Raw genomic sequence first — 25,982 nt, 5'->3', positions numbered from 1 at the left:
CTGAGCTGCCGAGATAACGCTCTCTCGGATAGTGCGGAAGTCCTTGACGAGGTGGTAATCGACCCGTAACGATGCATGCACACCCCCACCGGCGTGATCGGCGCACGTCGTCCCGCGAAAGGACCAATCCGTGCGCAGATCCCCGAGAGCATGGCTCGGCGCTGTGTTGAGCGCGATCCTCGTCTTGGGCGGCGTCGTCGCCACGCCACCCGCGGCCAGCGCCGCTCCGTTCACCGTCCTGGTCTTCAGCAAGACCGCCGGATTCCGGCACGGCTCGATCACCCCCGGCATCACGGCGATCCAGCAACTCGGCGCGGCCAACGGCTTCACCGTCGAGGCCACCGAGGACGCCGGCCAGTTCACCGACGCCAACCTGGCCCGGTTCGCGGCGGTGATCTGGCTGTCCACCACCGGTGACGTGCTCAACGCCACCCAGCAGGCGGCCTTCGAGCGCTACATCACGGCCGGCGGCGGGTACGTGGGCGTGCACTCCGCCTCCGACACCGAGTACGACTGGCCCTGGTACGGCGGGCTCGTCGGCGCGTACTTCGCCTCGCACCCGGCCGAGCAGACCGCCACCGTGACGGTCGCCGACCAGGTGCACCCGTCCACCAAGGGGCTGCCGCAGCGGTGGAGCCGCTTCGACGAGCTGTACAACTACCGCGCCAACCCCCGGGGCACCGTGCACGTGCTGGCCACCCTCGACGAGAGCACCTACACCGGCGGCAGCATGGGGTACGACCACCCGATCTCCTGGTGCCAGAACTACTCCGGCGGCCGGGCCTGGTACACCGGCCTCGGCCACACCGACGCCTCGTACACCGACGCGGCCTTCCGGCAGCACCTGCTCGGCGGCATCCAGACCGCCGCCGGGGCGGTCACCGCCGACTGCGGCGCGACGGTCACCACGGGATTCCAGCAGGTGGCGCTGGCCAAGGGCGCGGCCGAGACCGGCGAGCCGATGAGCCTGACCGTCCTGCCCGACCGGGGTGTGCTGCACACCTCCCGCGATGGCGTGATCCGGCACACCGACGCCGCCGGCAACACCAAGGTCGCCGGCACCCTCGCCGTCTACAGCGGCGACGAGGAGGGGCTCCAGGGCATCAAGGCCGACCCCAACTTCGCCACCAACCGCTGGGTATACGCGTACTACGCGCCCCCGTTGAGCACCCCCGGGGGCGGGGCGCCGGCCACCGGCACGCCGGCCGACTTCGCCGTCTGGGACGGGGTCAACCGGTTGTCCCGCTTCACCGTGAACGCCGACAACACCATCAACCTGGCCAGCGAGACCCTGATTCTCAACGTGCCCACCAGCCGGGGCATGTGCTGCCACGTCGGCGGCGACATGGACTTCGACGCGGCCGGCAACCTCTACCTGTCCACCGGGGACGACACCAACCCGTTCGACTCGGCCGGCTTCACCCCGATCGACGAGCGGTCCGGCCGCAACCCGGCCTTCGACGCGCAGCGCACCTCGGCGAACAGCAACGACCTGCGCGGCAAGGTGCTGCGCATCAAGCCGAGCGCGGCGGGCGGCTACACCATCCCGGCCGGGAACATGTTCGCGCCCGGCACGGCCCGGACCCGCCCGGAGATCTACGCCATGGGCTTCCGCAACCCGTTCCGGATGAGCGTGGACAAGGCCACCGGCATCGTCTACCTCGGTGACTACGGACCCGACGCGGGCACCGCCGACCCGAACCGGGGTCCGGCGGGCAACGTCGAGTTCGCCCGGATCGACCGGCCCGGCTTCTACGGCTGGCCGTACTGCACCGCCCGCAACGACGCCTACAACGACTACACCTTCCCGTCCGGGCCGTCCGGGGCGAAGTTCAACTGCGCCGGCGGGCCCGTCAACAACTCGCCCAACAACACCGGCATCACCCAGCTCCCGCCGGCGATCCCGGCCTGGCTGCCGTACGGCGGTTCCGGCTCGCCGCCCGAGTTCACCGGCGGTGGCCTGTCGCCGATGGCTGGCCCGGTCTACCGGTACGACCCGAACAACACCTCGCCCGTGGCGTTCCCCCAGTACTACGACGGCACCTTCTTCGCGGGCGAGTTCGGCCGCCGCTGGATCAAGAACGTCAAGCTCGACTCCAGCGGTCAGCCACTGAAGATCCACCCGTTCCCGTGGACCGGCACCCAGGTCATGGACATGGAGTTCGGCCCGGACGGCGCGCTCTACGTGCTCGACTACGGCACCGGCTGGTTCAACGGCGACGCCAACTCGGCGCTTTACCGCATCGAGTACGCCCGCGGCGGCCGCGCGCCCGTACCGAAAGTCACCGCCACCCCCACCAGCGGCACCGCGCCGCTGACCGTGGCCTTCTCCTCGGCCGGCACCCTCGACCCGGACGGTGACCCGTTCACCTACGCCTGGGACTTCGACAACAACGGCACCACCGACTCGACCGCCGCGAACCCCAGCTTCACGTACACCACCAACGGCACCCGCAGCCCGACGCTGACCGTGCGGGACACCACCGGCAAGACCGCCACCGCGAGCGTGGTCGTCACCGTCGGCAACAGCGCCCCGGTGGTCACCGTGAACACCCCGTTGAACGGGCAGACCTTCACCTTCGGAGACGCGATCCCGTTCTCCGTCACGGTCACCGACGCCCAGGACGGCACCATCAACTGCGCCCGGGTGAAGGTGAACTACGTCCTCGGGCACGACTCGCACGGCCACCAGCTCGCCAGCGCGCAGGGTTGCACCGGGGTCATCCAGACCTCGGCCGACGGCGAGCACGACACCGCGGCGAACATCTTCGGCATCATCGACGCCGAGTACACCGACCTGGGCGGAGGCGGCCAGCCGGCGCTGACCACGCACACCCAGGCGGTGTTGCAACCCCGCATCCGCCAGGCCGAGCACTTCGGTGACTCGTCCGGCGTCCAGATCGTCGCCGGGGCGGCCGGGCACGGCGGTGCCGCCGTCGGCTACATCGACAACAACGACTGGATCTCGTTCCGTCCGTACAACCTGACCGGCATCCAGTCGTTCAGCGCCCGGGTCGGCGCGCCGGCCGGCGGCGGCGGGACGCTGGAGCTGCGCGTCGACTCACCCACCGGGCAGTTGGTCGGCTCGGCGACCGTCACCTCCACCGGCGGGTACGCCAACTTCGCCACGGTCACCGGCGGGGTCACCGCGCCGACCGGCACCCGCACCCTGTACCTGGTCTTCAAGGGTGCCGGGCCGTGGTTCGACATCGACGAGTTCACCCTCTCCACCAGCCCCGGCGGTCCCGGCCCGGACCCGGACCCGGATCCCGGCACGGGCACCAACCTGGCCAGGGGCAAGCCGGCGCGGGCCTCCAGCTTCGAGGGCGCCTTCGTCGCGGCCAACGCGTTCGACGGTGTGGCCGGCACCCGCTGGGGCAGCGCCTTCGGTGACCCACAGTGGATCGACGTGGACCTGGGCGCGACGTACGCCCTCAGCCGGGTCAAGCTGACCTGGGAGGCCGCGTACGGCAGCGCGTACCAGATCCAGACCTCGACCGACGGCGTCACCTTCACCACGATCCGCACGGTGACCGGCGGCGACGGCGGGGTGGACGACCTGACCGGGCTCACCGGCTCCGGCCGGTACGTCCGGCTCCTCGGCACCGGCCGCGGCACGGCGTGGGGCTACTCGCTCTACGAGTTCGAGGTGTACGGCGGCACCGGCACCCCGACCGGCGGCAACCTGCTGCTGAACAAGCCGACGACGACGTCCAGCAGCGAGGGGGCCGACGTGACCGGCGCGCAGGCCGTCGACGGCAACCTCGCCACCCGCTGGTCGAGCGCGTTCTCCGACCCGCAGTGGATCCGCGTCGACCTGGGCAGCCCGACCGCGATCGGACGGGTCAAGCTGGCCTGGGAGGCGGCCTACAGCAGCGCGTACCAGATCCAGACCTCCAACGACGGCACCACCTGGACCACCGTGAAGACGGTGACCGGCGCCGACGGTGGCGTGGACGAGCACAGCGGCCTCGGCGCGAACGGCCGCTACCTGCGCATCTACGGCACGGCCCGGGGGACCGGCTACGGCCATTCCCTCTGGGAGGTGGAGGCGTACACGAGCTGAACCACCACCACGACGTGGCCGGCACGGTTCTCCGTGCCGGCCACGCCGCTGGCTCCGTCAGTCGTCGGCGACGGCCACCGGTTCGGTGCCGATGCAGCGGACCTTCAACTCGTGCCGTCCGGCCGAACCCTCGAACGTGACCTCGACGTCGTCGTCCGGGCCCCGGTCCACCTCGTGCACCCGGTAACCCTGCGCGGGCGCCCACGACACCAGGCGTACCCCGTCGGGGCCGCACTCGGCCACGGCCGTGCCGCCGCCGGTGGCGAAACTCCGGCGGACCCCGGCGCTGGCGCTCGGTGCGGCGCTCGCCGTGGACGGCCCGCCCGGCGCGGCGCCCACGGTGCCACTCGGGCCCGGCTCCGGCGCGGCGAGCGCCCGCTCGATCTCCGCCTCGCTGCGCACCCCGCCCGGTGTGCCGGTGATGCTCTCACCCACCAGCCGGATCGCGCCCAACCCGATCAGGGTCGCCACGGCGACGGTGGCCACCCACCCGGCGGCGACGAGGACCGAACGACGGCTCATGCCACCGACTATCCCCGATCCACGGTTGTCGCCGGCACATCCGGAGGCTAAGGCACGGTTAACGTGGGCCCCGCCGGCAGTGACAGCGGCTAGCCTGCCTGCTGTGGCCCGCCTGCTGCTCATCGAGGACGACCTGACGATCCGTACCCCGCTGATCCGTGCCCTGCGGGAACGCGGCCACGCGGTCGCCGCGGCCTCGACCGCGATGGCGGGCCTGCGCGACGCCCTCGACGACCGGCCCGACCTGGTGGTGCTCGACCTGGGCCTGCCCGACCTGGACGGACGTGAGCTGCTGCGGATGCTGCGCGCGGTCAGCTCGGTGCCGGTCATCGTGGCCACGGCGCGTGACGACGAGACCGAGATCGTCCGGGTCCTCGACGCGGGCGCCGACGACTACGTGGTCAAGCCGTTCACCGCCGCGCAGCTCGACGCCCGCGCCCGCGCGGTGCTGCGGCGGGGCCCCGCCGGTGTCGACGCGCCGGACCCGGCCCTCGTCGTCGGCGGTCTGCGGGTCGATCCCCGGTCCCGGCAGGTCACCCTGGACGACACGCCGGTGGAGCTGACGCCGCGCGAGTTCGACCTGCTGCACCACCTGGCCGGGCGACCCGGTCAGGTGGTCACCAAACGCGAGCTGCTCACCGAGGTCTGGCAGATCCCGTACGGCGGGGCCGACAAGACCGTCGACGTGCACCTGTCCTGGTTGCGCCGCAAGCTGGGGGAGACCGCCCAGCAACCCCGCTACCTGCACACCGTGCGCGGCGTCGGCGTACGTCTCGAAGCGCCCTCGGCCCGCCCGTGAGGGCGCGTCTGGCGCTGCTGGTAGCCGCGGTCAGCGTCCTCACGCTCGTCGCGTTCCTGGTGCCGCTGGCGTTGCTGGTGCGCACCGTCGCGCAGGACCGGGCGACCGTACGGGCCACCGCCGACGCGCAGAGCCTCGTGCCGGTGGTCGGTACCGCCGACGCGCCCACCATCCGGCTCACCGTCGAGCAGTTGGCGGCGGAGTCCGGCCGTCCGGTGAGTGTGTTTCTGCCCGACGGCACGGTGCTCGGCGCCCAGGCGCCCCGTACGCCCGCGGTGGCCCTGGCCGCACGAGGGCAGAGCCTCACCGGCGAGTCGGCGGCCGGACGGGAGGTGGTCATCGCCGTGCAGGGCCGGGCGGACGGCACGGGCGTCATCCGGATCGTGGTGCCCCGCCAGGAGTTGACCGCCGGGGTGACCCGGGCCTGGCTGGTGCTGGCGCTGCTCGGTGTGGTGCTGGTGCTGATCGGGTTGGCGGTCGCCGACCGGCTGGCGCGCACGCTGGTCCGGCCGATCAGCGACCTGTCCGCCGTGTCGCACCGCCTGGCGAACGCCGAGCTGGACGCCCGGGTCGTACCCGCCGGCCCGGCCGAGCTGCGGGAGGTCGCCGGGGCGCTCAACCACCTGGCCGGGCGGATCCAGGTCCTCCTGATCCAGGAGCGCGAGCAGGTCGCGGACCTGTCCCACCGGCTGCGGACACCCCTGACGGCGCTGCGGTTGGAGGCGGAGTCACTGCGCGACCCGGACGACGCGGTCCGGATCGCGGCCGCCGCCGACGGGCTCGAACGGGCGGTCACCGGGCTGATCGAGCAGGCCCGCTGGCGTCGCGCTCCGGTGCCGGGCGCGGTCGCCTCCGATGCCGCGGCGATCGTCGCCGACCGGGTCGCGTTCTGGTCGGTGCTCGCCGAGGACACCGGCCGGGCCGTCCACCTCGACCTGGCCCCCGGCCCGCTGACCGTCGGGGTGGCCGCCGACGACCTGACGGCCGCCGTGGACGCCCTGCTCGGCAATGTCTTCGCGCACACCCCCGACGGCACGCCGTTCACGGTCCGCCTCGTGTCCGACGCCGGCGAGGTGCTGCTCACCGTCGCCGACGAGGGCCCCGGAATGCCGCCGGGCGCCGTGAAGCGAGGGGCCAGCGCGGCCGGCTCGACCGGGCTCGGCCTGGACATCGCCCGGCGGGCCGCCCAGGCCGGCGGCGGCCGGCTGGAGTTGCGCTCCGGCCCGCATGGTGGGGCGCAGGTGCTGCTGCGGCTCGGCCCGCCACCGCGGCGCCAGGCATAGCCGCTGCGCTGCCGGGTAGCTGCCACCCATGGCGCGGTATACGAAACCCGAGCTCAGAGAGCAGATCAAGGAAGAGATCAAGGCGTCCGACAAGGGCGGAAAGCCCGGTCAGTGGTCGGCGCGCAAGTCACAGCTGGTGACGCAGGAGTACAAGCGGCGCGGCGGTGCGTTCCTGGGCGAAAAGGACGATCGGCAGAAGGCGTTGCAGCGCTGGGGCAACGAGAAGTGGCAGACGAAGGAGGGCGACGCCCGGGCCCGCAAGGACGGCACGACGAGCCGTTACCTGCCCAAGAAGGCCTGGGACGAGATGTCCGAGAGCCAGAAACGCGCGACCGACACCAAGAAGCGGGAGGCGTCCCGGACCGGCCGGCAGTACGTGGCCAACACCGGCCCGGCCAAGAAGGCACGACGCGACGCCACCACCTCCGGCCGGATGTCGGAGATGTCGGTGGCCGAGGCCAGCAAACTCGTCCGTGGCCTCGACACGCGACAGCTCCGGACCGCCCTGCGCAACGAGCACGCCGGCAAGGACCGCAAGACCCTCGTCCAGCGGTTGGAGGCGGAACTCAACCGGCGTGGCTAGCCGCCAGCAGGCCCGGAGATCGCCCTGCGGTCCCGAAGCCGGTCGCGGTGACCCGCTCGTCATCCCGGCGACGCAGGATCCGCACCTCGGTGGTGGCCCCGGTGCCGGTCAACGGCAGCACCGCCACCGGAGGAGGCGTCACGGCGGTGATACTCGCCGGTGCGATCGTCACCCCGAGGCCGGCCGCGACCAGGTGCACCACCGTGGTCCAGTTGCCGGCGTCCTGGACGATGCTCGGCGTGTAGCCGGCTTCCAGGCACGGCCGGAGATTGCGCTGGTAGGCCCGCTCGCCGGCCATTCGCGGGATGAAGACGAACGGGTCGTCCCGCAGCACCGCCGCGTTGATCGCGCGGCTTCGGGCGTGCGGGTGGTCGGCCGGCAGGACGGCGACGAAGGACTCGGTGGCGAAGGTGACGCCGACCAGGTCGTCGTGGTCGTCCGCGTCCCGAACCACGCCGAGATCGACCTCGCCGCTCAACAGCCGGTCGACGATCTGCGCCGTGTACGCCTCGTGCAGGCGTAGGTGGACGGCCGGATGGCGCTCACGGAAACGACGGATCGGCCCGGCCAGCCCGAGCTGGATGGCCGAACTGACGAAGCCGATGTCGAAGCGTCCCTGCTCCCCGCGCCCGATGCGGCTCGCCTCGTGCACGTCGTCGGACACGGCGGCCAGCACCCGCCGGCACCGGACGAGATACGCCTCACCGGCGGGCGTCAGCGCCACCGACCGGGAGGTGCGGACGAACAGCGGCGTACCGATCATCGCCTCGAGCTGTCGGATCTGCTGCGACAGCGGCGGCTGGGCCATCCGCAGTCGCACCGCGGCCCGACCGAAGTGCAGCTCCTCGGCGACCGCGACGAAGTACCGCAGGTGGCGCAACTCGGGATCCATACGTCGAGGATACGAATCAGTCCAAACAAGATATTGGACGTTCGAATGAGGGCGGCCGGAGAATCGGGGTCATGAATCCGAGCACGCTGACCGTCACGTCCATGACGACCCCCGAGGAGGCCGATGCCTTCCGGACGCTGAACGAAGAGTGGATCTCCCACCGCTTCACCATCGAGGAGTCGGACCGTAAGACGCTCGGTGACCCGTTCGCTGCCATCGTCGCGCCGGGCGGCGACGTGCTCGTCCTGCGCGACGGCGGGGAGATCGTCGGTTGTGTCGCCCTGGTACGCAGCTCGGCGGACGTCTTCGAGTTGTCGAAGATGGCGGTGACCCCGGCGCTGCGCGGCAGGGGCCTGGGCCGGCAACTCATCGAGGCCGCGATCGGGCGCGCCCGCGAGCTCGGCGCGGCCACCCTGTTCCTCGGCAGCAGCACCAAGCTCCCGAACGCCGTACACCTCTACGAAACGGCCGGCTTCCAGCACGTCGCCGCGGAACAGATCCCGCTGGCGCCGTACGACCGTGCCGACGTCTTCATGCGGATGGCGCTCTGACCGCCGGCTTAACCCGGCCTTAGCGTTGGGACAGCGCGCTGCTATCCCGGTTCCGCCGATCCTCGTAGTCGACAACCGAGGAAAGGTGGACACCACGATGAAGCGGACCAATCTGCTCCTGGCGTCGGCCGGCGGGGTGGCGGTGCTGGCAGTGGCCGGGGCCGCGCTCGGCGTCACCGCCGCGAAGGACTCGCGCACCGACACGACGCTCGCCGCCGCGACCGTCGCGCCGACGGCCGAGAGCACGACCGCCGCGCCGGCGACCGGCGGTCCGTCGTCGACCGGCACACCATCGGGTACGCCGACGAGCGGTGCCCCGTCGCCAAGTGGAGCCCCGTCTGCGGGCGGGGCGCCGGCCGGCGCCGCTGTCGACGAGAAGCGGGCCGGGGAGATCGCGCTCGCCAAGGCTGGCGGCGGTCAGATCGTCGAGATCGAGGCCGAGCAGGAGCACGGCCGTGCGGTCTGGAGCGTCGAGGTCGTCGTCGGCGACACCGAGCACGAGGTGGACGTTGACCGTGCGGACGGCTCGGTGGTCAAGGCCGAGCAGGAGCCGGTCGACGCCGATGACGACGCCGATGACAAGAACGACGACGCGGACGACGACGGCGACGACAGCGACGACGACTGATCGTCGAATCTCGCCGCCCGCCCCGGGGTCGACCCGAGGCGGACGGCGACGTCGTGGAGCAGATGCCCCGGCGCGGTGGTCTAGATCGGCACGCGTTGTTCCTGGACCGTCGGTTGCTCCTGGGCCGTCGGTTGCTCCTGGGCGAACTGGGTGCGGTACAGCTCGTGGTAGCGACCGCCCGCCGCGAGCAGGTCGCCGTGTCGTCCGCGTTCGACGATCCGGCCGGCCTCCACGACGAGGATCTGGTCGGCCGCCCGGATGGTGGACAGCCGGTGCGCGATGACCACGCTCGTGCGACCGGTCAGGGCCTCGGCGAGGGCGTCCTGGACCGCGGCCTCCGACGTGGAGTCGAGGTGCGCGGTGGCCTCGTCGAGGATGACCACGCGCGGCCGGGCCAGCAACAGTCGCGCGATGGTCAACCGTTGCCGCTCGCCGCCGGACAGGCGGTATCCGCGTTCGCCGACGATGGTGTCGAGACCATCGGGAAGCGTACGGATCAGGTCGTCGAGTCGGGCCCGCCGCAGCACGTCCCACATCTCGTCCTCGCTGGCGTCGGGCCGGGCGAACGCCAGGTTGGCGCGGATGCTCTCGTGGAAGAGGTGCCCGTCCTGGGTGACCACGCCCAGCGCCGTCCGGATCGACTCGGCGGACAGGTCGCGTACGTCGACGTCGCCGAGCTTCACGGTCCCGTCATCGACGTCGTACAGGCGGGGCACCAACTGCGCGATCGTCGACTTGCCCGCCCCGGAGGAGCCCACGAGCGCGACCATCTGACCCGCCTCGGCGCGGAACGACACCTCGTGCAGCACGTCCTCGCCGCCGCGCGTGTCGAGCTTCACCACGTCCTCGAGGGAGGCGAGGGACACCCGGTCCGCGGACGGATAGCCGAACCGTACCCCGTCGAACTCGACCGCGACCGGTCCGTCGGGGAGGGGGCGGGCGTCGGGCTTGTCGAGGATCAGCGGCCTGAGGTCGAGGACCTCGAAGACCCGCTCGAAGCTCACCAGCGCGCTCATCACCTCGACCCGGGCGCTGGCCAGCGACGTCAGCGGCGCGTAGAGGCGTGACAGCAGCAGCGCGAGGGCGACCACGGTCCCGGCGTCGAGGCTGCCGCGCAGGGCGTACAGGCCGCCCAGCCCGTAGACCAGGGCCAGCGCCAGCGAGCCGACCACGGTGAGCGCGGTGATGAAGACCCACTGCAGCATCGCCGTACGGACGCCGATGTCCCGTACCCGCCGTGCCCGGGCGGCGAACTCGGCGGACTCCTCGGCCGGTCGCCCGTACAGCTTGACCAGGGTGGCGCCGGGCGCGGAGAACCGTTCCGTCATGCGGGTGCTCATGGCCGCGTTGTGTTCGGCGGCCTCACGCTGCAAGCGGGCGAGCCGTGAGCCCATGCGGCGGGCCGGTAGCACGAAGATCGGCAGTAGGACGAGCGCCAACAGCGTGATCTGCCACGAGAAGCTGAGCATCACGGCCAACGTCAGCATCAGCGTGACCGCGTTGCCGACCACACTGGACAGGGTGTCGCTGAACGCGCGCTGCGCGCCGATCACGTCGTTGTTCAGGCGGCTGACCAGCGCACCTGTGCGGGTCCGCGTGAAGAACGCCACCGGCATCTGTTGGACGTGGTCGAAGACAGCCGTCCGCAGTTGAACGATCAGCCCCTCACCGATGCTGGCGGAGAGGAATCGGGTCACCAGCCCGAGGCCGGCCTCGGCGAGGGCGATCACCGCGATCAGTACGGCCAACCGGACCACGACGCCGCCGTCGGCGCCGTCGACGATCGCGTCGACCACCCGACCGGCGAGAATCGGCGACGCCACCGTGAGGACTGCCGTCACCACACTCAACAGCAGGAATCTGACGATCAGTGCGCGGTGCGGCCGGGCGAACCGCGCGATCCGCTTCAGGGTGGCGCGGGACAGCGGTCGCTCGTCCCGCGCGTTCATCGCGTGGCGCAGAGACGTCCACGCGGTAACTTCCATGCTCATGCGTACCTCCGATACCGGAGGCTAGGACCTCATCCAAGCTTCAGGTCAAGCCGCGCGATAAGGTTCCCGCGTGCCATTGACCAATCCATGGCTGGCCGGGCCCACGCCGGTTGGGCGGCTCGACCGTGAACGGCTCGACGAGCGCATTCTCAACCTGCTGTCGTCGCAGAACATGTGCGTACTCGCGACCACGGGTCCGGACGGCCCGCTGGCCACCCCGGTGCGGTACTACCCGCTCGGCTTCACGGTGCTGTTCACGGCCTCGCCGCGCTCGCCCAAGATGCGCAACATCGCCGCCGATCCGCGAGTGTCCGTCGGGATCTTCGCGCCGCTGGTCGGGCTGGCCAGCAGCCGTGGGGCGCAGGTGTTCGGTACCGCCCGGGTGCTCGATCCGGCGCATCCGGACCGTACGCACTACTGGGAGGCGTTCCGATGGGAGAACGAGCACGCCGAGCGGGGACGCTCGGTGTCCGAGCCGCCCGAAGACACCCTTGTGGTCGTTGAGCCCGAGCGGATTGTCTATACCGAGCACTGGCTGCGATGTGAAGGGTTCGCACCCCGCCAGGTCTGGCGCCGCACGTCACCTGCGCGGCAGTGCACCTAGGCCCTGACAAATGGCCCAGCGCACTAGGGCCTGTTTCATAAGAGCTGGCCGGCCTGCGGCGGGCCCGGACGACGACCGGCGGCGTTGCGGTGGCGTCCGGATACAACACCGGTATCCGGACGCCACCGCGCCTTGCCGGATCGCCGCCCGGACTCCGCCTCGGCTCGACCGCCCTTATGAAACAGCCCCTAGTGGGCGAGATGCTGGAGCCAGTCCCGCAGGAGTGCGGTCTCGACGGGGCGGAGCGGGACGATGGCTGGATCCGCCCCGCCGAGGGTGGCATCGAGCGCGAGGGCGCGAGCGGCGAGGGTGGAGTCCGGGGCTGGGCTCGTGTCGGTGGTCAGGGCTTCGATGAGTGCTTCCCGCATGCGCGGTGAGACCTCCGGGTCGCGTTCGCCCTCGGGGATGCCGATCAGGGAGAGCGTGGTGCCGGTTACCGCTGCCAGCGTGAGGTGGGCGGCCAGGACGGGCGGCACCCGTAGGCGGCCGTCGGAGGCGGCGCGGCCGAGGAACGTCATGAGGAGTTCCTGAGCCTCCCGCGCGGCAGGTGGGCGCCGGCCGGGGCGGTCGGTGCCGTACATCAGCAGGTAGAAGGCGGGGTGTTTCAGGCCGAAGTCGACATGCATGTCCCATCCGCGGCGCATGTCGTCGACCGGGTTGCCGCTCGACGACAAGGTGTGCTTCTGCGCCAGGTACAGGTCGAAGCCGTGGATGGCCAGCGCCGAAAGGAGCCCGTTCTTGTCGCCGAAGAGCTGGTACAAGGAGGCGGCACGGATGCCTGCCGCCGCTGCGACGGCGCGGGTGGAGAGCGCGTGGGCGCCCTCGCGTTCCAGAAGCTCGGCTGCGACTTCCAGGATCTGCCGGCGACTGCGGGTCTTCGCGTCATCCACGGTTGCAATGCTACGGCATAAGGCGTATCACTGGTTCGGTCAGCGATACGGGAGATACCGTATCAGTGATACGGCGGGAGAGGTCGATGAATCGTGTGGGATACGGCGCCATGCAGCTTGCGGGCCCTAAGGTCTGGGGGTTCCCGGACGACCCGGAGGCGGCACGGCGGCTGTTGCGCCTGGCTGTCGAGCTGGGCGTGACCTTCTTCGACACCGCGAACGCCTACGGGCCACGAACGGTGAACCAGCTGATCGGGCAGGCGCTGGGACCGATCCCCGAGGGCGTGATCGTGGGCAACAAGGTCGGCGCAGAGCGCGGCCCGGACAAGTCCTGGGTCGTCGACGGTCGCCCGGAGACGGTCCGGCGGCAGGTTCACGAGTCCCTTGCCGACCTGGGAACGGACGCGAGCGAGCTGACCTACCTCCGACTCGTCGGCGACACCCCCGGCGCGCACCAGGACGTACCGCTGGAGGAGTCGCTCGGCGCACTCGTCCAGCTGCGAGACCAGGGGCTGATCCGCCGCATCGGCCTGTCCGGCGCGTCCCCGCAGATGCTGGCCCGCGCCCAGCAGATGACCCCCATCGCGGCGGTGCAGAACCGCTTCAACCTGCTTGACCGCAGCGGCGTCCAGGTCCTCGCCGACTGCGAGACCCAGGGCATCCTCTTCATCCCCTACTTCCCGCTGGCCGCCGGACGGCTCAGCGGCCACCAGGAGCTGACCGGCCCGGCAGAGCGCCTGGGTGCCACACCGGCCCAGATCGCACTGGCCTGGCTGCTGCGCCGTTCGCCCTCCATCGTCGTCATCCCCGGCACGAGCAGCACCGACCACCTGCGGTCCAACATCGCAGCCTCCGAAGTTGCCGAACAATTGACCGACACCGAGGTCGCGCGCCTGACCGGACTCGTCGACGAGTCGCAAGCGGTCCTCGGCCAGCCCACGCCCCCCGTTCCTGGCCACCGCTGAGAGGGCCCCGGGGATGTCGCTGTCGGCCTCGGCCGCATCTGACAAATGATCTTCGGGGCTCTGAGACGGCGCCCATTTCGCCTGTCGACGACCAAGGTCCACCTGGCCGTCGACGGCCGCGCGGCGGGACCAGCAGGCCAACCGGCTCCGCCAGGGCTCCCGCGCGGGGCAGCCCGCTCGCCTTCGACGCACGGGCGGACCAGCAGGCGACGTCGTGGAACGCTGCTCTGGCGCTCCGCCAACCAGCAAAGCGATCATCATCAGACACGGGTCTAGTTGCGTCGGTGGTAGCGGTTGCGGCGGGGTAGCTGGTCGGGGTCCAGCCAGGCTGGCGGAACGAACATCGGTCGGCCGTCGCTGCCGAGCCGGACCGTCCATTCTCCCTTGTGTACGTGGCGATGGTGGTGGCCGCAGAGCAGGACGGCGTTGGTGAGACAGGTGTCGCCGCCATCGGCCCAGTGACGGACGTGGTGGGCGTCGCACCAGCGCGGTGGCCGGTCGCAGCCGGGGAAGGCGCAGCCACGGTCGCGAAGCACGAGGGCGCGCCGCAGGGGACCGGTGATGAGGCGGCGTTGCCGGCCGACATCGAGTGGTTGGCCATTGCCGCCCAGAACGGCGGGGAGGATGGCGGCGTCGCAGGCGAGCCGACGTACCGTCTGCGGGGTCAGGGAGAGCCCGGTGTCGAGCGTGCCGGCGCCGAGCTGCTGACTCAGGGCGTCGTAGCCGGTGGTGACGACGATCTGGGCGGGCTCACCGCCGTTCGCAGGTAGGTCGCCCGTGCGGAGGGCGAGTCGGCAGACGTCCGCGAGGGCGTCGTGGCGGCGTTGGCCCGGCGTACGGGTGTCGTCTGGGCCGCTGGGACCGCTGAGCGGGTCGATGGCGGCGCGGAGCAGTCCGGCGGTCTCGACGTCGAGGGTGCCGGCGAGTCTCAGCCGACCGTCGGTCTGCTCGGAAACGGTCAGGTGCCGATCGCGGTCGGCGCGGCGGGCGTCGGCCTCCAGCGCGGCCTTCGCGGCGGCCTCGGCGACGTCGGGGGCGACGTGGTCGAGGATGCGCGTGCTCAACCTGCGCAGCAGGGTCGGGTCGAACTGCCCGGCCCATTCGATGAGGACGCCGACGGCCTTGTCGGCGGCTGTCGAGCCGGCGCTGTCGTGCACCGTGGTGACGGTGTCGGTGATGACGCGGGCCTGCTCGGCGGTGATGTTCCCGTCGGCCAACGCCTGCCGGACTCCGCCGTTGTGGCCGTTGTCGAGGGCGGCGGCGAGGTCGACGAGCCGTCGGGCCGCCGGAATCGTGAGGCGTAGGCGTTCGCGGAGCCAGACGGCGGTGCCGGACGCGCCGTGGGCGCGGGCGATGCCCCGACCGTCCAGCTCGCGAACGAGGGTCAGTTGGAGCGCGGCGAGCCGTTGCGCGAGGCGGTGCGCGGCGTCGAGCGCGGCGACGAGTTCGTGCTCGGCGAGGCTCCAGGCGGACGCGTCGAGGCAGGCGGCGACCGCCGCGTCTGCCTGCGTCAGCTCCTCGACCATGACCTGACATTAGAACAGGTGTACGACAGTTTCAGTAATCATGATCGATTGGATGTCCGGACGGTGCCGATCCTCGGCAGCCGGCGACGGACGGCTCGCAGGAGCGTCAAGTGGCCGCTGGCGGCGTGCTGCCGGCATCGCGTCAATGCCGCGCGGAGCTGACGAACCAGCAGCCTGACTCCACATCGACGGGTTCGTCCACCCACGGTTGCACGATCGCAGCAAGCTGCGCCGTCATGGGCCACGCGTCCACGACCCAGCCCTCAGGCGTCATCTGAACGAGCGGACGAAGCGATTCGCTGACCGCTGTCGGCAGATCCCACGCACGTTCGAGGAGATCGTCCGCGCCGAACTTCTCCACCGTGTTGACCACCACCGTGGCACCGTAGCGCTGCATGGGGCCGGCGGCCCGGACGATGATCGCGCCGCCACCCGTGCCCAAACGGGGCAGGGGTGGCGGCGCGATCGATGTCGTCACCGCGCGATGCGCCGCCGGCGGGTCAGTTGATGCGGAACTGCTGGCCGTAGACGGCGAAGGTCAACGGCGTGTTCAGGTTGAAGTTGCCGTTGTTGAGGAACACCCGCTGGGCGGTGTCCACGCGGGAGGTGTCCGAGTGGGCCTCCTCCTTCTTCATCTCGATGACCCGCTCATCAAGGAACGCGTTGAGCCAGGTCCGCTCGTCGCCGCCCTGCGCCGGGGGCTTCGCGCGGGTGAGGGCGCGGCTGCGGATCTGACGCATGCCCTCGTACCCGTGCATGACCGCCGCGTCGTAGTAGGCGAACTGGCCGAGTGCGCGTACCCCGTCGTTCTTGCCGTCGCGGACCGACGGGTTGAAGTAGACCCGGTCCCGCTCGGCCTCCTGCGCGGCCCGGAACACGGAGTCGTTGGCGGCGGTGCGCCAGTCGCGGGTGAAGTTCGGGTCGAGGCCCGAGTGCGACGCGGTGCCGTTGACGGCGCGCAGCGCCGGCAGGTAGCCAGCGAGCACGTTGCCGGGCTTGGTGTTCGTGTACGCCTGGACGAGTTCGAGCATGTCGCCGGTGCCGGAGCAGAAGCCGATGATGCCGGCGGTGTAGCCGCGACCGTCGCCGATGTCCTCGATGTAGGAGAACTGGGCGCGCCAGTCGAGCGAGGAGTTCTCCGCCGCCGAGACGAGCTGCATGGCGACGTCCTTCTTCGCCGGGTCGTCCAGGTTGGTGCCGGTGGAGCCGCTGGCGGTCGGCGTGGGGGTGGGGGTGCCGCCGCCGGGCAGGGTCCACTGCTGGTTGGTGGTGCCGCCGCAGGTCCAGATCTGTAGCCGGGCGCCGTTCGCGGTGCTCCGGTCGGTCACGTCGAGGCACTTGCCGGAGGCGGTGTTGACGAGGGCGCCACCGCTGCCGGCGGTCCACTTCTGGGCGCCGGTGTTGTTGCAGTCGTACAGCTGGATCTTGGCGCCGTTGGTGGTCGACGCGGCGGTGACGTCGAGGCACTTGCCGAGCGCGCGGATCGAGCTGTCGCTGTTGCCCACCGTCCAGGTCTGGGCCGCGCTGCCGTTGCAGTCGTAGAGCTGCACCGCTGTGCCGTTGGCCGAGTTCGCGCCGGCCACGTCGACGCACTTGCCGGCCAGGCCGGTGATCGGGCCGGCGGTCGCGGCGCTGGCCGACGGCAGGCCGTAGCCGACCGCCGCGACGCCGATCAGCAGGGTGCCCACGGCGTAGGCGGCTGTTCTCTTACGCACCATGGTGTTCCTCGGGGGAAAGGGGCGGCAGGCCGCCGACCGGTCGGGTGCCCGGCGTGGGGGAGGGCGCCGGGGCACCCCGAATATCAGGAAACTGTATTAACAGATAGCAGTACGTCGATCAACTGTCAATCGGAACTCCGCTGGGCAGGGCGGTGGTGGCTCTGTGTAGCGCGGAGACGCACGCCAGCACCGCGGGGTGCTCACCCGCACCCCTGCGGTAGGCGACTCTCGTGCGACGGCGCAGGGCCAGCGGGAGGAGGCGAACCTGCGCGGAGGGCCGCGTGATGGCGAGCTGTGGCACGAGCCCGACCCCCTCACCCGCCGCGACCAGGGCGAGCATGGCGGTGAAGTCGTCGACGTGGTGCCGTACCGCCGGGGCGAAGCCCGCCAGCTGACAGACGTGCAGCGCGACCGAGTGGCAGAGCGTCCCGGGCGTGCCGACGATCCACTGCGCGTCGCGCGCCTCGCCGACCGGACCGGCGCCGCCGCCGTCCGGCACGACCCCAGGGGGTACGGCGAGGTAGACGGTCTCCTCCAGCAGCGCGATGGAGTCCAGCGCCGGATCGGGCGCGACCGGCGCGATGTCGTAGTCGTGCAGCAGCGCGACGTCGAGCTGCCGGCCCCGCAGGGCGGCCGGCACGTCGACCGGGTCCAACTCGGTGATCATCAGGTCGAGCGCCGGATGGTCGCGGGCCAGGGTGACCAGCGCCGCCGGGAGCAGGGTGCGGACGGCGCTGGGAAAGGCGCCGATGCGTACGCTCCCGCGCAGTCCCGTTCGGGCGGCCGCGAGGGTCGCGTCGGCGGCTTCCAGCGCGGCCAGGATGACCTCGCTGTGCCGTACGAGCGCGGTCGCCGTCGGCGTGAGGGTGACCCGGCGGCCGGTGCGCTCCAGCAGCCGGGTGCCGGCCTCCCGTTGCAGAGCGGCCAGTTGCTGCGACACGGCGGACGGCGTGTAGGCGTGTGCCCGCGCGACCGAGGCGATGGTGCCGAGACGGGCCAGGTCCCGCAGCAGAACGAGGCGACGGACGTCAAGCATCAGCTCAGCTTAGGTATTGCGTGAGTAATCGGAACTGGACCTACCCGGTTTGGTCCGTCGAGAGTGAAGGCATGACCCTGACCGGCCTGTACGTGCCCCTGATCACCCCGTTCGACAGGTCCGGAGCCGTCGCCGTCGACGCGCTGACCGCCCTGGCCTTCGACGCGCTCGACGCCGGCGCGGCCGGCGTGGTCGCGTTGGGCACGACGGGCGAGCCGGCCGCCCTCAGCGACGAGGAGCAGAGCGTGGTCCTCGACGTCCTGGCCGCGGTGTGCCGGGAACGCGGCGCGCGCCTGCTCGTCGGCGCCAACAGCGTCGCGGCGGTACGCGCCCTCAGGGAGCGGCCCGAGGTGACGGCGGCCCTGAGCCTGGTACCCCCGTTCCTGCGGCCGGGCGCTGCCGGAGTGCTCGCCCACTTCGCCCACCTCGCCGAGGAAAGCCCGGTGCCGCTGGTCGTCTACCACGTCCCGTACCGGACCGGGCAGCAACTCGACGCCGACGATCTCCGCCGGCTCGCCGAGGTGCCGGGCGTCGTCGGCGTCAAGTACGCCACGGGTGGGATCGACGCGGACGCGATCGACCTCCTCGCCGACCTTCCGCCCGGCTTCGCCGTACTCGGTGGTGAAGATCCGCTCCTCTCGCCGCTGCTGGCCCTCGGCGCGCACGGTGCCATCGCGGCCTCGGCCCAGGTCGCGGCGGCCGAGTTCGTCCGGTTGGTCACCCACTGGCAGGCGGGTGACGTCGTCCGTGGGCGGTCGCTCGGTCATCGACTCGCGGGCCTGTCGGCCGCGCTGTTCGCCGGACCCAACCCGACCGTCATCAAGGCGGTGCTGCACGCGCGGGGACGCATTCCGACCCCGGCGGTCCGACTGCCGCTGCTGCCCGCCGACCAGGACACCGCCCGGCGGGCGCTGCGTCGCCTGGACGGCTTGGCAAGCGATCCGGCGTGACCGGTCCGGCCAGGCCGTGAGACCGCGATGCGACACGTCGGAGACGAAGATCATTTGTTCATCCGGCCGTTGCGCGGCCGTGCGCGTCGGTCGCTATCGTCAGCCCGCGCGCGGGCCCCGAGGGTGCCTGCGAGCGCACCGACCCGGGTTCGTCAGCAGCGCCACCGACCGCGAGGAGCGTTCCATGGCAGTCGATCTCCGCCGTACCCTGCCCTGGTGGGCCGCCGCGACCGCCGTGCTCGCCGTCGCGGCGCTGTCGGCCTGCGGCAGCGCCGACGGCGCCGAGCCGGCCGCCGCGCCCACCACCGGCGGCGCGGTCGCGCCGACGGCGAGCGCGCCGCCCGCGCCGGCCCGCGGAAAGCTGCGCGGGTACGGCACGGTGCAGCAGCTCACCGAGGCCGCCGACCTGGTGGTACGCGGCCAGGTCACGTCCGCCGGCTTCCGGGTGGACGAGGTGCTGCGGGCCAGGACCGATTCCGGGGTACGCCCCGGAGCGTCGATCACGCTCGCCAGCCTCGACGCCGGGGTGGCCGACATGGCCCACATGTCGACCCTCGACGTGGGTCAGCACGTGGTCCTCTACCTGTCCCAGGACGCGGGGACCGCGACGCCGACGTACCGGACGCTCAGCGGCGACTTCGGCATCTTCGACGTCACCGGGTCCGGCGACGACGCCGTCGCGGCCACCCGCTCGCCGGCCATGGCCGTCACCGGCCTGCGCACCGAGGACGCGACGGCGTCGGGCAACGGCTTGCGCACCACCCTCGGCGAGTTGCGCGCGGTCGCCCAACGGCCGTGAGGCGCCTCGCCAGGTCAGTGCTCCCGGTAGGTGGCGTGGTCGAAGTCGGCGTACACCCCGTCACCGCCGAGATCCTGCACCCACAACCCGACGAAGGCGCCGGTGAAGCCCCACGCCGCCGGCTCCCCGTCGATGATCAACGCGGCGTGCTCGTCGGACAGGATGGTCGCGTCCAGGTCGACGGGCAGACGCTGCCACCCGGCCCCGAGGTCGTAGTCGAAGCGGACCACCGGCCCGTCGAACACCGCCCGCAGACCGACCCGGGTGACACCACTGGCGTCGACGGTCAGCTCCGGGTACGGGGTGCGCCGGCCGTTGTCGGAGCTGAGCAGCTCCAACACCGTACGGCCGTCGTCGGCACGGGTCAGGTAGAGGTGGTGCCAGTTCAGGGTGTTGTAGTACGCGGTGATCCCGGCGAGCTGCCGGTGGTCGATCGGGTCGAACTCGACGACCGTCTCCAGCGAGCAGTGCGTCGCCCCGACCCGTCGCGCGACCAGGCTCGGCGCCTGGCGACCCACCGGCGACTGTCCACCGTGCACGCGCAGGTGCGAGGGACGGGAGCGCAGGTCGACCCAGTCCGGGGTGGCCGGCCGGCGCAGCGTCGACCAGCAGGATTCCAGCTCGGCGGCGTCGAAGCCGTCGGTGGCGGGCTCCTCGGGCCACGGGTGCGGAGACAGGTCCGGAGCGACGACCTCCTCGGCCGGGACCCCTCCGGGGATGCGGGGCCAGCCACCGTCCGGCCACTCGACCCGCTGGATCGCGGTCTCCCGCCCGAGCACACAGTTGCCCAGGGGTGAGTAGGGGCGACCGACCAGGTGGGCCAGGTACCACCCACCGTCGGGGGTCTGGACCAGACTGCCGTGCCCGGCCTTCTGCAGGCGCAGGTCGGGGCGGCCCACCGAGGTGAGCAGTGGCCCGTCCGGGTCCACCTCGTACGGGCCGAACAACTCCCGCGAGCGCGCCACGGTGACCTGGTGCTCCCAGCTCGTGCCGCCCTCGGCGGTGATCAGCCAGTACCAGCCGTCGTGGCGGTACAGGTGCGGCCCCTCGGTCACCCCGACCGGTGTGCCGGTGAACAGGATGCGGGGTCGGCCGACGAGACGCCGCGCCGCCCGGTCGTACTGCTGGATCTCGATGCCGCCGAAGCGGTCCCGGCCCGGACGCCAGTCCGCGCTCATGCTCAGCAGCCAGCTGGTGCCGTCGTCGTCGTGGAACAGGGCGGCGTCGAAGCCACGCCCGTGCAGCTTCACCGGGTCGGACCAGGGCCCGGCGATGTCGGGCGCGGTGATCAGGAAGTTCTGCGGATCCCAGTAACCGCTGGCGAAGCTGGCCACGTCACTGTAGACGAGGTGGAACTGCCCGTCGTGGTACGTCAGGTCGGGCGCCCACACCCCGTTGGAGTCGCCGCAGCCGCGCAGATCCAGCAGGCGGCGGTCGGTGATGATCCCACCCAGTGGGCGCCAGTTCACGAGGTCGCGCGAGTGGTGCACGCGTACCCCGGGATACCACTCGAAGGTCGAGGTGGCCAGGTAGAAGTCATCGCCGACGCGCAGGATCGACGGATCCGGGTGGAACCCGGCGAGGACGGGGTTGCGGATCGACCAGGCAGCGGTCGCCACGTCAGCGGTGTCGGTCGACACGGGGGCTCCTCTGTGCGGTGCGGCTGTGAAACTTCCGGAAACTTGCGGGACCAGATCACTGGAAGCCCCTCGTACGGTAGCCGGTCTTATCGCGATAGGACAGGGGTCTTGACCGCTGGGGGAACTGCTCGTAGCGTCCCGGCCATCGATCGGTAATACCGACGAAGCAATGAAAGTTCCGGAGATCCAGGTTCGAACCCTTGCCGGCTCGGCCGGCGTCCGAGCACACCGTGAGTCCCCGAAGGGATGGATCATGACAGCGCACCTTTCCCGCCGATCGCTGCTCGGCATCGCCGGCGCCGGCGCCGGCGCCTACCTGCTCAGCGCCTGTAGCGGCGACGACAAGTCCAGCGACCCGAACGCGGCGCAGACGATCAACTGGTGGCACATCCAGAACACCGAGCCGATGCTGCCGGTCTGGGCCGCGATGGCCAACGAGTACAAGACCGCGCACAGCAACGTCACGTTCACCATCCAGCCGCTGGAGAACGAGGCGTTCAAGGCCAAGCTCACCACCGCCACGCAGGCCGGCGACCCGCCGGACCTCTTCCAGTCGTGGGGCGGCGGCGTGCTCAAGCAGCAGGTCGACGCGGGTCTGGTCAAGGACCTCACCGACGACGTGAAGGACCTGGTCAGCGGCATCCTGCCGGCCGCCATGGGGCCGTACACGATCGACGGGAAGATCTACGGCATCCCGTTCGACATCGGCATGGTCGGGTTCTGGTACAACAAGGACCTCTTCACCCGCGCCGGCATCACCGAGCCCCCCACCACCTGGACCGCCCTGCTCGACGCGGTCCGCAAGCTCAAGACCGCCGGCATCACCCCGGTCGCCATCGCCGGCAAGGACAAGTGGCCAGCCCACTTCTACTGGTCGTACCTGGCGATGCGCATCGGCGGCGTCGGCGCGCTGCAGAAGGCCGTCGACGACAAGAACTTCGACACCCCCGACCTGACCGCCGCGGGTGAGCGGCTCAAGGAGCTCGTCGACCTGCAACCCTTCCAGAAGGGCTTCCTCGGCGCCGAGTACGGCTCCCCGGACGGGCAGGCCGCCACCATGGGCAACGGCGGCGCGGCCATGGAGCTGATGGGTCAGTGGGCGCCGGCGGTACAGGCATCCAGCTCGACCAGCAAGAAGGGCATCGGCGACAAGCTCGGCTTCTTCCCGTTCCCCGCCGTCGATGGCGGCAAGGGCACCGCCACCGAGGTGTTCGGCGGCGGCAACGGCTTCGCCGTCGGCAAGGACGCCCCGCCCGCCACCATCGACTTCCTGAAGTTCCTGCTCAGCGTCGACAACCAGCGCCGGTCCGCGAAGACCGGCGCGGTTCTGCCCACGGTCAAGGACGCCACCGACGCCATCAGCGACCCGAACAACAAGGTCGTCGCGGAGACGCTGGCCAAGAACACCGGCTTCCAGCTCTACCTCGACCAGGCGTACGCGCCCGCGCTCGGGCAGCAGATCAACGACAGCGTCGCCGAGATCATCGCGGGCAAGAAGGCGCCCGCCGCGATCCTCAAGGACATCACGCAGGTGGCGAAGACCGTCTGATCGTGACCCCGTACCCATCCGTAGCCGGCGATAGAAACCGAGTGGAGCAGGCATGACCAGGCCATCGACCGTGTCGTACCCAGGACGCGGCGACACGGCGACAGATCCGCCGGCACCGGGGCCGGGCACCGCGCGACGGCGCGGCCGCCAGCCCCGGCCGGGGCGGGGTGGCGTCCTTGCCGTCTTCCTGACGCCCGCCCTGACCCTGTTCCTGCTGCTGGTCATCACGCCCATCCTGGTGGCCGCCTACGCCAGTCTCTACAAGTGGAACGGCTTCGGGCTGCCGGAGAACTTCATCGGGCTGGACAACTACACCCGCGCCTTCGGTGACCCGACCTTCCGCGGCGACCTGTGGCGCGGCCTCGTGCTGGTGCTGCTGTCGCTGACCGTGCAGCTGCCCGCCGCGCTGGCCCTGGCGATGCTGCTCAACCAGCCGCTGCGCGGCCGAGCCGCCTACCGGCTGATCTTCTTCGCGCCGTACGTGCTCTCCGAGGTCACCACGGCGGTCCTGTTCACCCTGGTGTTCTCGCCCAACCGGGGTCTGGGCGAGTCGGTCTCGAAGTTCCTCGGCGCGGAGGCGGGCGCGGTCTTCGCCGACCCGTCCACCGTGCTGTACGCCGTCTTCCTGGTGGTGTCCTGGAAGTACTTCGGCCTCTACATGATGCTCTTCCTGGCGGCCCGGCAGGGCATCCCGAAGGAGCTGTCCGAGGCCGCGGTCACCGACGGCGCCACCGCGTGGCAGGCCTTCCGCCACGTCACTCTGCCGCTGCTCGGGCCGACGATCCGGATCAGCATCTTCCTGTCGGTCATCGGCACCATCCAATTGTTCGACATGGTCTGGGTGCTCACCGGCGGCGGTCCGATCCACTCCTCGGAGACCATGGCCGTCACCATGTACCAGTTCGGTTTCCGTCGGTTCGAGGTCGGCTACGCCAGCGCGATCAGCATGGTCATGTTCCTGCTGAGCCTCGTCTTCGCCCTGTTCTACCAGCGCGTCGTCCTGCGTCGGGACACCGCGGGCGCGATCACCAACCAGGGAGGCCAGCGATGACCGCCAAGACCAGTGGCGCCCAGCGGACCCGCAGCATCGTGCTGCACCTCGTCTGCATCGGCGTCGGCGCGCTCATCGTCGTGCCGGTCTGGTTCGGTGTGATCGGTGGTTTCAAGGACAACGGCCAGCTGTCGACCAACCCGCTGGGCCTGCCCGACCCCTGGGTGCCGTCGAACTACACCGATCTGTTCGCCTCCGGCGTGTTCTGGCGGCAGCTCGGCAACAGCCTGCTCATCGCCATCAGCAGCACGTTCATCGTGGTCGCCGCGGCGGCGATGGCCGCGTTCGTCTTCGCCCGGTACGCCTTCCGGGGCCGCGAGTTCCTGGTGACCCTGTTCGCGATCGGCCTGATGTTCCCGTTCGCGGTGGCGATCCTGCCGCTGTTCGTCCTGCTGCGCTCCATCGGCCTGCTGGACAACCCGCTCGGCGTCATCCTTCCCCAGGCCGCCTTCGGGCTGCCGATCACCATCATCATCCTGCGTCAGTTCTTCCGGACCATCCCCGCCGAGGTGGAGGAGGCCGCCGTCCTCGACGGCTGTAGCTCCTTCGGGTTCTTCTGGCGGGTCCTGCTGCCGATGGCCCGCCCCGCGTTGGCCACCGTCTCGGTCCTGGCCGTCGTCACCAGCTGGAACAACTTCATGCTCCCGCTGGTCGTCTTCAGCGATCAGAGCTGGTGGACCCTGCCCGTCGGGGTCCAGGCGTTCCAGGGGCAGTACGCCGACGACACCGCCCGGGTGCTCGCCTACGTCGTGCTGTCCATGCTTCCCGCGCTGGGCTTCTACGCCGTGGCCGAACGTCAACTGATCGGCGGCCTCACCGGCAGCGTCAAGGGGTGACGACACCGGATCACCGACCGACCTGAAACGCCCCGCCACACGAAGGAGCGGACCGTGGGCTCCGACAACGGCCGAAACGTCACCATCGCGATGATCGCGCGACTGGCCGGTGTCTCCGTGCCCACGGTCTCGCGGGTCATCAACGGTCGCACCGACGTCGCTCCCGATACCCGGGAGCGCGTCGAGGCCCTGCTCAACCAGCACGGCTACCGCCGACGCACCCAGGCCAGGCGCACCGAGGCCGCGCTGATCGACCTGGTCTTCAACGACCTGGACAGCCCGTGGGCGGTGGAGATCATCCGCGGGGTGGAGGACGTCGCCCGCGCCAGCGGCGTCGGCACCGTCGTCTCCGCCATCCACTGGCGCATCTCCTCGGCCAAGCAGTGGCTCGACAACATGCGTACCCGATCCACCGAGGGCGTCATCTTCGTGACCTCGATGGTGAACCCACCACTTCAGGCGGAGCTGCGCCGGCTGCACCTTCCCGTGGTCATCATCGACCCCGCTGGCGTCGACCCGCAGGAGTCACCCACCATCGGCGCGACCAACTGGGCGGGCAGCCTGAGCGCCAACCAGTATCTGATCGGCCTCGGTCACCGCCGTATCGGCTTCATCGCCGGGCCGCCGCACCTGATGTGCAGCCGAGCCCGGATGGACGGCTACCGCGCGGCTCTGGGGGCCGCCGGCATCGCCGTCGACGACGCCCTCATCCGGCCCGGCAACTTCTACCACGAGTCCGGCTTCACCTCGGGTACGCAGCTCCTGGCCCTGCCCGACCCACCCACCGCCATCTTCGCCTCCAGCGACCAGATGGCCCTCGGCGTCTACGAGGCGGTCCGCAAACGTGGCCTGCGGGTGCCCGACGACATCAGCGTGATCGGCTTCGACGACCTGCCCGAGGTCCGCTGGTGCTCCCCACCGCTGACCACCGTCCGCCAACCCCTCGCGGAGATGGGCATGCTGGCGGCCCGGACGGTACTGCGGCTCGCCGGAGGCGAGAAGACCGAGAGCCCGCGCATCGAACTCGCCACCGAACTCGTCGTGCGCGACAGCGCCCGCCCACCGCGCTGACCCCGGCCGGTCCGTGCGGAGCGGACCGCGCG

The 25,982-nt window shown here is 71.1% G+C and carries 23 protein-coding genes; 14 read left to right on the top strand and 9 right to left on the bottom strand.

Going from position 1 to position 25,982, the window contains the following annotated elements:
- Positions 1-130: 130 nt before the first annotated feature.
- A complete protein-coding gene (locus ACQP03_RS19905; protein ID WP_357125663.1) occupies positions 131-4,066 on the top strand; it encodes a ThuA domain-containing protein in 3,936 nt (1,311 codons plus the stop codon).
- Positions 4,067-4,123: 57 nt separating this feature from the next.
- Here ACQP03_RS19905 and ACQP03_RS19900 read toward each other — a convergent pair whose 3' ends face one another.
- Positions 4,124-4,588 (bottom strand): septum formation initiator, encoded by a 465-nt coding sequence (locus tag ACQP03_RS19900; RefSeq protein ID WP_357125666.1) that lies wholly within the window; start codon positions 4,586-4,588, stop codon positions 4,124-4,126.
- Between the two features lie 103 nt (positions 4,589-4,691).
- On the opposite strand from ACQP03_RS19900, the gene ACQP03_RS19895 reads away from it, so the two are divergent.
- From ACQP03_RS19895 to ACQP03_RS19885, 3 genes are read left to right on the top strand one after another with little or no spacing between them, the layout of a single operon-like run.
- Complete coding sequence (locus tag ACQP03_RS19895) at positions 4,692-5,387, top strand: response regulator transcription factor (protein WP_357125669.1); 696 nt, start codon at positions 4,692-4,694, stop codon at positions 5,385-5,387.
- Positions 5,384-6,670 (top strand): HAMP domain-containing sensor histidine kinase, encoded by a 1,287-nt coding sequence (locus ACQP03_RS19890; RefSeq protein WP_433457898.1) that lies wholly within the window; start codon positions 5,384-5,386, stop codon positions 6,668-6,670. Before ACQP03_RS19895 ends, ACQP03_RS19890 begins: the two co-directional genes overlap by 4 nt.
- 28 nt (positions 6,671-6,698) lie before the next feature.
- Positions 6,699-7,253 carry a DUF5872 domain-containing protein gene (locus tag ACQP03_RS19885; RefSeq protein ID WP_357125675.1) on the top strand — a complete coding sequence of 185 codons (555 nt, stop codon included), beginning with the start codon at positions 6,699-6,701 and terminating at the stop codon, positions 7,251-7,253.
- Here ACQP03_RS19885 and ACQP03_RS19880 read toward each other — a convergent pair.
- Positions 7,237-8,145 (bottom strand): LysR substrate-binding domain-containing protein, encoded by a 909-nt coding sequence (locus tag ACQP03_RS19880; protein ID WP_357125678.1) that lies wholly within the window; start codon positions 8,143-8,145, stop codon positions 7,237-7,239. The two genes, ACQP03_RS19885 and ACQP03_RS19880, sit on opposite strands and share 17 nt — an antisense overlap.
- 71 nt (positions 8,146-8,216) lie before the next feature.
- Between ACQP03_RS19880 and ACQP03_RS19875 the strand changes: the two genes are divergently transcribed.
- Both ACQP03_RS19875 and ACQP03_RS19870 read left to right on the top strand, forming a co-directional pair.
- On the top strand, positions 8,217-8,696 hold the full coding sequence (locus ACQP03_RS19875) for a GNAT family N-acetyltransferase (RefSeq protein WP_357169279.1): 480 nt from the start codon (positions 8,217-8,219) through the stop codon (positions 8,694-8,696).
- A 97-nt stretch (positions 8,697-8,793) separates the two neighbouring features.
- Positions 8,794-9,324 (top strand): PepSY domain-containing protein, encoded by a 531-nt coding sequence (locus ACQP03_RS19870; RefSeq protein WP_433457895.1) that lies wholly within the window; start codon positions 8,794-8,796, stop codon positions 9,322-9,324.
- A gap of 80 nt (positions 9,325-9,404) precedes the next feature.
- Here ACQP03_RS19870 and ACQP03_RS19865 read toward each other — a convergent pair whose 3' ends face one another.
- Positions 9,405-11,315 (bottom strand): ABC transporter ATP-binding protein, encoded by a 1,911-nt coding sequence (locus tag ACQP03_RS19865; RefSeq protein ID WP_433457893.1) that lies wholly within the window; start codon positions 11,313-11,315, stop codon positions 9,405-9,407.
- 70 nt (positions 11,316-11,385) lie between these two features.
- Between ACQP03_RS19865 and ACQP03_RS19860 the strand changes: the two genes are divergently transcribed.
- Positions 11,386-11,919: a pyridoxamine 5'-phosphate oxidase family protein gene (locus tag ACQP03_RS19860; RefSeq protein WP_433457891.1), complete on the top strand. Its 534-nt coding sequence runs from the start codon at positions 11,386-11,388 to the stop codon at positions 11,917-11,919.
- A 188-nt stretch (positions 11,920-12,107) separates the two neighbouring features.
- On the opposite strand, the gene ACQP03_RS19855 is transcribed toward ACQP03_RS19860, so the two are convergent.
- A complete protein-coding gene (locus tag ACQP03_RS19855) occupies positions 12,108-12,809 on the bottom strand; it encodes a TetR/AcrR family transcriptional regulator (RefSeq protein ID WP_433457889.1) in 702 nt (233 codons plus the stop codon).
- 86 nt (positions 12,810-12,895) lie between these two features.
- Here ACQP03_RS19855 and ACQP03_RS19850 point away from each other — a divergent pair, with 86 nt between their 5' ends.
- Positions 12,896-13,774: an aldo/keto reductase gene (locus ACQP03_RS19850; RefSeq protein ID WP_433457887.1), complete on the top strand. Its 879-nt coding sequence runs from the start codon at positions 12,896-12,898 to the stop codon at positions 13,772-13,774.
- Positions 13,775-14,046: 272 nt separating this feature from the next.
- On the opposite strand, the gene ACQP03_RS19845 is transcribed toward ACQP03_RS19850, so the two are convergent.
- The 4 genes from ACQP03_RS19845 to ACQP03_RS19830 form a co-directional block, all read right to left on the bottom strand.
- Positions 14,047-15,300, bottom strand: coding sequence for an HNH endonuclease signature motif containing protein (locus tag ACQP03_RS19845; RefSeq protein WP_357132990.1), 1,254 nt, complete (start codon positions 15,298-15,300; stop codon positions 14,047-14,049).
- A 142-nt stretch (positions 15,301-15,442) separates the two neighbouring features.
- Complete coding sequence (locus ACQP03_RS19840) at positions 15,443-15,778, bottom strand: hypothetical protein (protein ID WP_433457885.1); 336 nt, start codon at positions 15,776-15,778, stop codon at positions 15,443-15,445.
- Positions 15,779-15,800: 22 nt separating this feature from the next.
- Entirely contained in the window at positions 15,801-17,018 is a 1,218-nt protein-coding gene (locus ACQP03_RS19835; protein WP_357132992.1) for a chitosanase, read from the bottom strand.
- 118 nt (positions 17,019-17,136) lie between these two features.
- Positions 17,137-18,054 carry a LysR family transcriptional regulator gene (locus tag ACQP03_RS19830; RefSeq protein WP_357132994.1) on the bottom strand — a complete coding sequence of 306 codons (918 nt, stop codon included), beginning with the start codon at positions 18,052-18,054 and terminating at the stop codon, positions 17,137-17,139.
- 71 nt (positions 18,055-18,125) lie between these two features.
- Here ACQP03_RS19830 and ACQP03_RS19825 point away from each other — a divergent pair, with 71 nt between their 5' ends.
- Positions 18,126-19,004 carry a dihydrodipicolinate synthase family protein gene (locus ACQP03_RS19825; RefSeq protein ID WP_357169288.1) on the top strand — a complete coding sequence of 293 codons (879 nt, stop codon included), beginning with the start codon at positions 18,126-18,128 and terminating at the stop codon, positions 19,002-19,004.
- A gap of 184 nt (positions 19,005-19,188) precedes the next feature.
- Positions 19,189-19,803, top strand: a complete 615-nt coding sequence (locus ACQP03_RS19820; protein ID WP_357132998.1) for a hypothetical protein — start codon at positions 19,189-19,191, stop codon at positions 19,801-19,803.
- 14 nt (positions 19,804-19,817) lie between these two features.
- Here the strand turns inward: ACQP03_RS19820 and ACQP03_RS19815 are convergent, their stop codons facing one another.
- Positions 19,818-21,443, bottom strand: a complete 1,626-nt coding sequence (locus tag ACQP03_RS19815) for a glycoside hydrolase family 43 protein (protein WP_357133000.1) — start codon at positions 21,441-21,443, stop codon at positions 19,818-19,820.
- Positions 21,444-21,696: 253 nt separating this feature from the next.
- Between ACQP03_RS19815 and ACQP03_RS19810 the strand changes: the two genes are divergently transcribed.
- The 4 genes from ACQP03_RS19810 to ACQP03_RS19795 all read left to right on the top strand — a co-directional run bounded on the left by ACQP03_RS19810 (position 21,697) and on the right by ACQP03_RS19795 (position 25,950).
- Positions 21,697-22,992 carry an extracellular solute-binding protein gene (locus tag ACQP03_RS19810; protein ID WP_357133002.1) on the top strand — a complete coding sequence of 432 codons (1,296 nt, stop codon included), beginning with the start codon at positions 21,697-21,699 and terminating at the stop codon, positions 22,990-22,992.
- A gap of 52 nt (positions 22,993-23,044) precedes the next feature.
- Entirely contained in the window at positions 23,045-24,043 is a 999-nt protein-coding gene (locus tag ACQP03_RS19805; RefSeq protein ID WP_396832686.1) for a carbohydrate ABC transporter permease, read from the top strand.
- The gene (locus ACQP03_RS19800) at positions 24,040-24,879 is read left to right on the top strand and encodes a carbohydrate ABC transporter permease (RefSeq protein ID WP_357133006.1); all 840 of its coding nucleotides are present in this window, start codon (positions 24,040-24,042) and stop codon (positions 24,877-24,879) included. The genes ACQP03_RS19805 and ACQP03_RS19800 overlap by 4 nt, the downstream gene beginning before the upstream one ends.
- 90 nt (positions 24,880-24,969) lie before the next feature.
- On the top strand, positions 24,970-25,950 hold the full coding sequence (locus ACQP03_RS19795; RefSeq protein ID WP_396832715.1) for a LacI family DNA-binding transcriptional regulator: 981 nt from the start codon (positions 24,970-24,972) through the stop codon (positions 25,948-25,950).
- The last annotated feature ends 32 nt before the right edge of the window (positions 25,951-25,982 follow it).

This window comes from Micromonospora sp. CA-248212, from assembly GCF_050948405.1.
Lineage (GTDB): Bacteria > Actinomycetota > Actinomycetes > Mycobacteriales > Micromonosporaceae > Micromonospora.
This window is presented reverse-complemented; position numbering and strand designations above follow the sequence as displayed.

What these genes read in the sequence shown, in the direction of transcription:
- ACQP03_RS19900 (WP_357125666.1), bottom strand. Translation starts at nt 4,588, where the DNA reads ATGAGCCGTCGTTCGGTCCTCGTCGCCGCCGGGTGGGTGGCCACCGTC.
- ACQP03_RS19885 (WP_357125675.1), top strand. Translation starts at nt 6,699, where the DNA reads ATGGCGCGGTATACGAAACCCGAGCTCAGAGAGCAGATCAAGGAAGAG.
- ACQP03_RS19880 (WP_357125678.1), bottom strand. Translation starts at nt 8,145, where the DNA reads ATGGATCCCGAGTTGCGCCACCTGCGGTACTTCGTCGCGGTCGCCGAG.
- ACQP03_RS19875 (WP_357169279.1), top strand. Translation starts at nt 8,217, where the DNA reads ATGAATCCGAGCACGCTGACCGTCACGTCCATGACGACCCCCGAGGAG.
- ACQP03_RS19870 (WP_433457895.1), top strand. Translation starts at nt 8,794, where the DNA reads ATGAAGCGGACCAATCTGCTCCTGGCGTCGGCCGGCGGGGTGGCGGTG.
- ACQP03_RS19865 (WP_433457893.1), bottom strand. Translation starts at nt 11,315, where the DNA reads ATGAGCATGGAAGTTACCGCGTGGACGTCTCTGCGCCACGCGATGAAC.
- ACQP03_RS19850 (WP_433457887.1), top strand. Translation starts at nt 12,896, where the DNA reads ATGAATCGTGTGGGATACGGCGCCATGCAGCTTGCGGGCCCTAAGGTC.
- ACQP03_RS19845 (WP_357132990.1), bottom strand. Translation starts at nt 15,300, where the DNA reads ATGGTCGAGGAGCTGACGCAGGCAGACGCGGCGGTCGCCGCCTGCCTC.
- ACQP03_RS19835 (WP_357132992.1), bottom strand. Translation starts at nt 17,018, where the DNA reads ATGGTGCGTAAGAGAACAGCCGCCTACGCCGTGGGCACCCTGCTGATC.
- ACQP03_RS19830 (WP_357132994.1), bottom strand. Translation starts at nt 18,054, where the DNA reads ATGCTTGACGTCCGTCGCCTCGTTCTGCTGCGGGACCTGGCCCGTCTC.
- ACQP03_RS19825 (WP_357169288.1), top strand. Translation starts at nt 18,126, where the DNA reads ATGACCCTGACCGGCCTGTACGTGCCCCTGATCACCCCGTTCGACAGG.
- ACQP03_RS19820 (WP_357132998.1), top strand. Translation starts at nt 19,189, where the DNA reads ATGGCAGTCGATCTCCGCCGTACCCTGCCCTGGTGGGCCGCCGCGACC.
- ACQP03_RS19810 (WP_357133002.1), top strand. Translation starts at nt 21,697, where the DNA reads ATGACAGCGCACCTTTCCCGCCGATCGCTGCTCGGCATCGCCGGCGCC.
- ACQP03_RS19805 (WP_396832686.1), top strand. Translation starts at nt 23,045, where the DNA reads ATGACCAGGCCATCGACCGTGTCGTACCCAGGACGCGGCGACACGGCG.
- ACQP03_RS19800 (WP_357133006.1), top strand. Translation starts at nt 24,040, where the DNA reads ATGACCGCCAAGACCAGTGGCGCCCAGCGGACCCGCAGCATCGTGCTG.
- ACQP03_RS19795 (WP_396832715.1), top strand. Translation starts at nt 24,970, where the DNA reads ATGATCGCGCGACTGGCCGGTGTCTCCGTGCCCACGGTCTCGCGGGTC.